The organism is Pseudomonas peli (assembly GCF_050563605.1).
Classification (GTDB): Bacteria; Pseudomonadota; Gammaproteobacteria; order Pseudomonadales; family Pseudomonadaceae; genus Aquipseudomonas; species Aquipseudomonas peli_A.
The window spans coordinates 1-277 of the sequence record NZ_JBNXUH010000122.1 but is presented as its reverse complement, the minus strand read 5'-3'; the positions used below and the strand labels follow the sequence as shown (position 1 = coordinate 277).

Here is a 277-nt window from a genome sequence, read left to right as displayed (position 1 = left end):
GTCAGATGTGTATAAGAGACAGCGCATAGGGGGCACTCGCAGTGGCGGGCATGGCGGTTACATCGGGTCGTTACGGCGCAGCAACTCATCCGGCAGATGCTCGATATATTCATCTTCCGGCGGCGGCATCTGCAGGTGGTAGCCCTGCTCGTCGAGGTTGGCCAGCACCTGGTGGATGTGGGCGCGTGCAAGGACGCGCGCGGGAGGCAGCGGCAGGTGGGGGGGGGGGGGGGGCGTGGGGAAGGGGGGGAGGGGGGGGGGAGGGGATGGGGGGGGG

Annotated in this window: 1 protein-coding gene; it reads right to left on the bottom strand. The window is 68.6% G+C overall.

The window, feature by feature from the left end; all coding sequences use genetic code 11:
* Positions 1-57: 57 nt before the first annotated feature.
* Positions 58-277, bottom strand: a 220-nt coding sequence (locus tag ACQ4LH_RS21260; protein ID WP_430698978.1) for a YcgL domain-containing protein, incomplete at its 5' end; no start/stop codon positions are given.